Genomic DNA, 7337 nt, shown 5'->3' on the forward strand with positions numbered 1-7337 from the left:
ATGATGACGAGCAATATGGCTGCGTTGTCCCACCGATTCACCTCTCCAGCACCTATAACTTCCTCGATTTCAACGAGCCGCGCGCGCATGACTATTCACGCCGCGGTAACCCGACGCGCGATGTGGTCCAGCGCGCGCTGGCTGAGCTGGAAGGGGGGGCGGGCGCGGTGCTGACCAACACCGGGATGTCGGCGATTCATCTGGTGACGACGGTGTTCCTGAAGCCAGGCGATCTGCTGGTGGCGCCGCACGACTGCTACGGCGGCAGCTATCGTCTGTTTGACAGCCTGAGCAAGCGCGGCGCTTACCGCGTGAAGTTTGTCGATCAGGGCGATGAAGCGGCGCTGGCGGCGGCGCTGGCGGAAAAACCAAAGCTGGTGCTGGTCGAAAGCCCGAGCAATCCGCTGCTGCGCGTGGTGGACATTGCGGCCATCTGCGCCGCCGCGCGTGCTGCCGGTGCGGTGAGCGTCGTGGACAACACCTTCCTCAGCCCGGCGCTGCAGAACCCGCTGGCGCTGGGTGCCGACCTGGTGATCCACTCCTGCACCAAATATCTCAATGGTCACTCGGACGTGGTGGCCGGTGCGGTCATCGCTAAAGATCCGGCGCTGGTCACGGAACTCGCCTGGTGGGCGAATAACATTGGCGTCACCGGCGCGGCGTTTGACAGCTACCTGCTGTTGCGCGGCCTGCGCACGCTGGCACCGCGCATGGCGGCGGCGCAGCGTAACGCCCTGGCGATTGTTGATTACCTGAAGCAACAACCGCTGGTGAAAAAGCTGTATCATCCGTCTCTGCCAGAGAACGCCGGCCACCAGTGTGCCGCGCGTCAGCAGCGCGGTTTTGGCGCCATGCTCAGTTTTGAACTCGACGCCGATGAGGCGCGGCTGCGCCGCTTCCTGAAAGCGCTGCAACTGTTTACGCTGGCGGAGTCGCTGGGCGGCGTGGAAAGTCTGATTTCGCACACCGCCACCATGACGCACGCCGGCATGTCGGCGGACGCGCGTGCCGCAGCGGGCATTTCCGACTCGCTGCTGCGTATTTCTGTCGGAATTGAAGATCACGAAGATTTAATCGCCGACCTGGATAATGCATTCAGGATCGCAGCCGAGGGGTAACCATGACGATTTCAGCAGGTGCGGGAACGCCGATCAAGCAGTTGCATAAATTTGGTGGCAGTAGCCTGGCCGACGCGCGCTGTTATCAGCGCGTCGCCGGTATCATGGCCGATTACAGCCAGCCGGGCGACTTAATGGTGGTCTCTGCCGCTGGCAGCACCACTAACCAGCTGATTAGCTGGCTCAAGCTGAGCCAGAGCGATCGCTTATCGGCCCATCAGGTGCAACAGGCGTTACGCCGTTTTCACAGCGAGCTGATCGCTGCACTGCTGCCTGCTGAATATGCAGAAACCCTGACCGCAGCCTTCATCCGCGATCTTGAACGCCTGGCTGCGCTGCTCGACGGCGCCATCACCGATGCGGTGTACGCCGAAGTGGTCGGCCACGGCGAAATCTGGTCGGCGCGCCTGATGGCGGCGGTGCTCAGCCAGCGTGATATCGAAGCGGCGTGGCTGGACGCACGCGACTTCCTGCGTGCCGAACGTGCGGCACAGCCGCAGGTAGATGAAGGCAAATCCTGGCCGCTGCTGCAGGCGCTGCTGGCGCAGCATCCGCATAAGCGTCTGGTGGTCACTGGCTTTATCAGCCGCAGCGAAGCGGGCGAAACCGTACTGCTCGGCCGTAACGGCTCTGACTACTCGGCAACGCAGATTGGCGCGCTGGCGGGCGTGAACCGCGTCACCATCTGGAGCGACGTGGCTGGCGTTTACAGCGCGGACCCGCGTAAGGTCTCCGATGCCTGCCTGCTGCCGCTGCTGCGGCTGGATGAGGCCAGCGAGCTGGCGCGACTGGCAGCACCGGTGCTGCACACGCGCACGCTGCAGCCGGTCTCCAACAGCGATATCGATTTACAGCTGCGCTGCAGCTATCAGCCGGAGCAGGGCTCGACGCGCATTGAGCGCGTGCTGGCCTCCGGCACCGGTGCACGCATCGTCACCAGCCACGACGATGTCTGCCTGGTTGAGATTCAGATTCCCGACAGCCACGATTTTGCGACTCAGCAGAAAGAGATCGATCTGCTGCTGAAGCGCGCGCAGCTGCGTCCGCTGGCGATGGGCGTGCACCCGGATCGCCGTCTGCTGCAGCTGTGTTACACCTCGGAAGTGGTTAACAGTGCGTTTAACCTGCTGCAGGACGCGGCGCTGCCCGGCCATTTGCAGCTGCGCGACGGTTTAGCGCTGGTGGCGCTGGTTGGCGCTGGCGTGACGCGTAATCCGCTGCACAGCCACCGCTTCTGGCAGCAGATCAAAGACCAGCCGGTTGAATTCGTCTGGCAGTCAGAAGATCACATCAGCCTGGTGGCGGTGCTGCGCGTCGGACCGACCCAGCATCTGATTCAGGGGCTGCACCAGTCGCTGTTCCGCGCCGAGAAGCGCATCGGCCTGATCCTGTTTGGCAAAGGCAATATTGGTTCACGCTGGCTGGAGCTGTTCGCGCGCGAGCAGGAGACGCTATCGGCGCGTACCGGGTTTGAATTTGTGCTGGCGGGCGTGGCGGACAGTAGCCGCAGCCTGCTGAGCTATGACGGTCTCGACGCCAGCCGGGCGCTGGCCTTCTTTGACGATGAAGCGGAAGCGCGCGACGAAGAGTCGCTGTTCCTGTGGATGCGCGCGCACCCGTTTGACGATCTGGTGGTGCTCGACGTCACCGCCAGTGATTCGCTGGCGCAGCAGTATCACGATTTTGCCAGCCACGGCTTCCACGTCATCAGCGCCAACAAAGTGGCCGGCGCTGCCAGCGGCCAGAGCTGGCGTCAGGTACGCGATGCCTTCGCCAAAACCGGTCGCCACTGGCTGTATAACGCGACCGTGGGTGCCGGATTGCCGGTCAATCACACGGTGCGCGACCTGCGCGAAAGCGGCGACAGCATTCTGGCGATCAGCGGTATCTTCTCCGGCACGCTGTCGTGGCTGTTCCTGCAGTTTGACGGCACGGTGCCGTTCAGCGAGCTGGTCGATCAGGCGTGGCAGCAGGGCTTAACCGAGCCCGACCCGCGCGTCGATCTCTCCGGTCAGGACGTGATGCGCAAACTGGTGATTCTGGCGCGCGAAGCCGGTTACGACATCGAACCGGATCAGGTGCGGGTTGAATCGCTGGTGCCGTCACAGTGCGAAGGCGAATCCATCGACCACTTCTTTGAAAACGCCGACGAGCTGAACGAGCAGATGCTGCAGCGCTTCGAAGCCGCACAGGAGATGGGGCTGGTGCTGCGCTACGTGGCGCGTTTCGATGCCAACGGTAAAGCGCGCGTTGGCGTGGAAGCGGTGCGTCCGGAGCATCCGCTGGCGGCGCTGCTGCCGTGCGATAACGTGTTTGCCATCGAAAGCCGCTGGTATCGCGACAATCCGCTGGTGATCCGCGGGCCAGGTGCCGGCCGGGATGTCACCGCCGGTGCGCTACAGTCTGATATCAATCGTCTCGCCCAACTGCTGTAAACCTGCTGCGCAGACGGCGTCCGCTGTCTGCGTTTTTTCCTCTGCTTCCCCCGTCAGGTGAATCCCTTTCACTTTGGTTGAATATTTGTCACGCCCGGCAAGCAATTTTATGTTGACGCTAAGCTGAAGATCGTTCATTTTGTGCATCTGGACGTCTAAACGTATGGATGTTCGCGGTTCGCAAATTAATCGATATGTGATGATGAGGTAACAGGATGAGTTTCTTTCATGCCAATCAGCGCGAAGCGCTGAACCAGAGCCTGGCTGAGCTGAACGGGCAAATTAATGTCTCTTTTGAGTTTTTCCCGCCCCGCACCAGCGAAATGGAAGCAACCCTGTGGAACTCCATCGACCGCCTGAGCAGCCTGAAACCCAAATTCGTCTCGGTAACTTACGGAGCCAACTCCGGCGAGCGCGACCGCACTCACAGCATCATCAAAGGCATTAAAGAGCGCACCGGACTGGAAGCGGCACCGCATCTCACCTGTATTGATGCGACGCGCGATGAACTGCGCGCCATTGCGCGAGACTACTGGAATAACGGCATTCGCCATATCGTGGCGCTGCGCGGCGATTTACCACCGGGCGGCGGCAAACCAGACATGTACGGCAGCGATCTGGTGTCGCTGCTGAAAGAGGTCGGTGATTTTGATATCTCGGTAGCGGCCTATCCCGAAGTGCATCCGGAAGCGAAGAGTGCGCAGGCAGATCTGATCAACCTGAAGCGAAAAATTGATGCCGGTGCCAGTCGCGCGATTACCCAGTTTTTCTTCGACGTGGAGAGCTATCTGCGCTTTCGCGATCGCTGCGTGGCCACCGGTATCGACGTGGAGATCGTGCCGGGCATTCTGCCGGTCTCCAACTTTAAACAGCTGCAGCGTTTCGCCACCATGACCAACGTGCGCGTACCGGGCTGGATGAACGCCATGTTTGACGGGCTGGATGATGATGCGGAAACGCGCAAAATGGTCGGTGCCAACATCGCCATGGACATGGTGAAAATCCTGTCGCGCGAAGGGGTGAAGGACTTTCATTTCTACACGCTGAACCGCGCCGAGATGAGCTACGCCATCTGCCACACGCTGGGTGTTCGCCCGACGCTGGCGGCATAAGCGTGAAAGGATAAAAGAGAAGGGGGCCTCAGGGCCCCCTTCTTGCTGTGATGCGTGATGCGCCGCCAGCCGTTAGCCGGTGTTACGCATGCCGGCCGCAACGCCAGCGATAGTGACCATCAGCGCCTGTTCTACGCGCGCATCAGGTTCATCGCCGCGCTCTTCCTGCGCACGCGCACGCTGCAGCAGTTCCGCCTGCAGCACGTTGAGCGGATCGGTGTAGACGTTACGCAGCGCGATGGATTCGGCGATCCACGGCTGGTCCGCCATCAGATGCGCATCGTTCGCGATGGTCAGCACCGCTTTGATGTCGGCATCGAGCTGATCGCGCAGCTGTTTGCCGAGCGGCCACAGCGATTTATCCACCAGACGCTGATCGTAATACTCCGCCAGCCACAGGTCAGCCTTCGAGAACACCATCTCCAGCATGCCGAGGCGCGTGGCGAAGAACGGCCATTCGCTGCACATGGTTTCCAGCTGATCCTGATGGCCTTCGTCCATCGCTTTCTGCAGCGCCGCGCCGGCACCCAGCCACGCGGGCAGCATCAGGCGGTTCTGCGTCCAGGCGAAGATCCACGGAATGGCGCGCAGCGACTCTACGCCGCCGGTCGGACGCCGTTTCGCCGGACGCGATCCGAGCGGCAATTTACCCAGCTCCTGCTCTGGCGTCGCCGAGCGGAAGTAGGGTACGAAGTCCGGATTTTCACGCACATAGCCACGGTACATGGCGCACGAATAGGCTGACAGGCCGTTCATGATCTCCTGCCATTCGCGTTTTGGTTCTGGCGGTGGCAGCAGGTTGGCTTCCAGAATCGCCCCGGTGTAAAGCGACAGGCTGGCGATGGTGACTTCCGGCAGGCCATATTTGAAGCGGATCATTTCGCCCTGTTCGGTCACGCGCAGGCCGCCTTTCAGGCTGCCCGGCGGCTGTGACAGCAGGGCTGCATGCGCCGGTGCGCCACCGCGGCCAATCGAACCGCCGCGTCCGTGGAACAGCGTCAGGGTAATGCCGGCTTTGTCGCAGGTTTTTATCAGCGCATCCTGGGCCTGATACTGCGCCCAGCTGGCTGCCATCACGCCGGCATCTTTTGCCGAGTCGGAATAGCCAATCATCACCATCTGTTTGCCGTTGATGAAGCCGCGATACCAGTCGATATTCAGCAGCTGGCTCATCACGTCATTGGCGTTGTTGAGGTCGTCGAGGGTTTCAAACAGCGGCGCCACCGGCATTGCGTAAGGGATGCCGGCCTCTTTCAGCAGCAGATGCACCGCCAGCACGTCAGACGGCGTTTTGGCCATCGAAATCACATAGGCGGCAATCGAACCCTGCGGCGCTTCTGCCGCCACTTTGCAGGTATCCAGCACTTCACGCGTGTTGTCGCTGGGCTCCCACTGCCGCGGCAGCAGCGGCCGCTTGGAATTCAGTTCACGGATCAGGAACGCCTGCTTGTCGGCTTCTGACCAGCTTTCGTAGTCGCCCAGTCCGAGATAGCGCGTCACTTCGGCAATCGCTTCGGTGTGGCGGGTGCTCTCCTGACGGATATCGATACGCACCAGCGGCACGCCGAAGCACTTCACGCGGCGCAGCGTATCCAGCAGCTGGCCGTTGGCGATGATGCCCATGCCGCACTGCTGCAGCGACTGGTAAATAGCAAACAGCGGCTGCCACAGCTGATCGTTAGAAACCAGCAGATCGGCCGGACGCGGCAGGCGCTCGCCCTTCAGGCGGCGCTCCAGATAGCTCTGGGTGCTCATCAGCTGGCTGCGGATACGTTTCAGAATTACACGATACGGCTCCAGCGCCTCCGCATCGCCACACAGTTCGCGCACTTCGTCGCTGCACTCGGACATTGACAGCTCGGACACCAGCACGCCGATGTCGCGCAGGAACAGGTCGGCGGCTTTCCAGCGGCTTAGCTGCATCACGTGGCGGGTAATCGGTGCGGTGACGTTCGGGTTACCGTCACGGTCGCCGCCCATCCACGAGGTAAATTTGATGGGCACAAAATCCACCGGCAGCTGGATGCCGAAGCTCTCTTCCACCTGCTGGTTCAGCTCGCGCAGAAACGCCGGTACGCCTTCCCACAGGCTGTTCTCCACCACCGCGAAGCCCCATTTGGCTTCATCTACCGGCGTCGGGCGATATTTACGGATTTCATCGGTGTGCCACGCCTGCGCCACCAGCTGACGCAGACGGCGCATGACCTGGTTGCGTTCGTAGTCGGTGATGTCGCTGTGGTCGAGCTGTTGCAGACAGCTGTTCACTTCGCCCAGCTTGTGGATCAGCGTGCGGCGGGTAATCTCGGTCGGGTGGGCGGTGAGCACCAGCTCCAGCGACAGCTCCTCAATCGCCTGGCGGATGGCCGGCTCGCTGAGATCGCTCTGCTGCTTCAGGCGCTCGAAGGTCTTTTTCAGCAGCTCCGGATGGTTAGCACCGTCGCCGCTGCGCGAAATGGTTTGATACTGCTCTGCCACGTTGGTGAGGTTAAGGAACTGGCTGAACGCGCGTGCCACCGGCAGCAGCTCGTCGTTAGACAGGTTTTGCAGCGTGGAGAGCAGTTCCTTACGATGAGTGTCATTTCCTGCACGGGATGACTTAGAGAGCTTGCGGATGGTCTCCACCCGATCGAGGATGTTCTCTCCCAGTGCATCCTTTATCGTATCCCCGAGCA

Annotated in this window: 4 protein-coding genes; 3 read left to right on the plus strand and 1 reads right to left on the minus strand. The window is 61.3% G+C overall.

Translation table 11 applies throughout. The features are described from left to right. From metB to metF, 3 genes are all read left to right on the plus strand, one after another. On the plus strand, positions 1 to 1118 hold a 1118-nt coding region (gene metB / locus QMM04_RS19460; protein ID WP_282996800.1), incomplete at its 5' end, for a cystathionine gamma-synthase. 2 nt (positions 1119 to 1120) lie between these two features. Then, positions 1121 to 3553 (plus strand): bifunctional aspartate kinase/homoserine dehydrogenase II, encoded by a 2433-nt coding sequence (locus tag QMM04_RS19465; RefSeq protein WP_282996801.1) that lies wholly within the window; start codon positions 1121 to 1123, stop codon positions 3551 to 3553. Positions 3554 to 3768: 215 nt separating this feature from the next. After that, positions 3769 to 4665 carry a methylenetetrahydrofolate reductase gene (gene metF, locus QMM04_RS19470; protein WP_021506834.1) on the plus strand — a complete coding sequence of 299 codons (897 nt, stop codon included), beginning with the start codon at positions 3769 to 3771 and terminating at the stop codon, positions 4663 to 4665. 72 nt (positions 4666 to 4737) lie between these two features. On the opposite strand, the gene ppc is transcribed toward metF, so the two are convergent. Further along, a partial coding sequence (gene ppc / locus QMM04_RS19475) for a phosphoenolpyruvate carboxylase (RefSeq protein WP_282996802.1) occupies positions 4738 to 7337 on the minus strand: 2600 nt, incomplete at its 5' end.

This window comes from Pantoea sp. Pa-EAmG (assembly GCF_030024295.1).
In the GTDB taxonomy this organism is placed as follows: domain Bacteria; phylum Pseudomonadota; class Gammaproteobacteria; order Enterobacterales; family Enterobacteriaceae; genus Pantoea; species Pantoea dispersa.